This is a genomic window from Nonomuraea diastatica (genome assembly GCF_004349015.1).
Classification (GTDB): domain Bacteria; phylum Actinomycetota; class Actinomycetes; order Streptosporangiales; family Streptosporangiaceae; genus Nonomuraea; species Nonomuraea diastatica.
Genome location: NZ_SMKP01000460.1, coordinates 1 through 572, shown reverse-complemented (window position 1 = coordinate 572; position 572 = coordinate 1). Strand labels below are relative to the sequence as shown.

Below are 572 nucleotides of genomic sequence, written 5' to 3'. Positions count from 1 at the left end.
GGCCGCCCGCACCAGCCCCCACACCGGAGCCGCCGACACATCCACCTGATCACCGTCGTCAACGGCCACCGCGCTCCGCGTCACCACCACCAGCCGCGACGACCCGAACCGCTCACCGGCCAGCCATTCCTGGACGGAAGTCAGCGCGTGAGCGGTGGCACGCCGCACCGCGGCGGGGACGTCGTCGCCGGGCTCGGTGGCGGGGCATTCCACGAACGCCCACTCGGGCATCGCGTCCGTGTCCCTGAGCGACGCCAGGTCCGGATACTCCTCATCTCCAGCGGCAGGGAGCTCGGCCGGCTCCGTCCAGGTCACCTGGTAAAGGGTGTCCAGGGCGCCGGCGGTGAGTTCGGTGGACAGGGCGCGCAGCGTGAGCGCGTCGATCTCGGCCACCGGAGCGCCGGTCTCGTCCGCGATGCTCAACGTGATGCTCGCATCCGTGGCCCCGCGGGCGACCTTGACCCTCAGACCCGTCGCGCCCGCCGCGTGCAACGACACACCACTCCACGCGAACGGCAGATACGGCCGCCCCGACTCCGCCCGCGGCACCAGATCACCCAACGCCGCAACAT

Annotated in this window: 1 pseudogene; it reads right to left on the bottom strand. The window is 71.9% G+C overall.

Annotated elements, in window-relative coordinates:
* A pseudogene (locus E1294_RS52165) lies at positions 1-498 on the bottom strand (hypothetical protein); the annotation flags it as partial.
* Positions 499-572 lie beyond the last annotated feature (74 nt).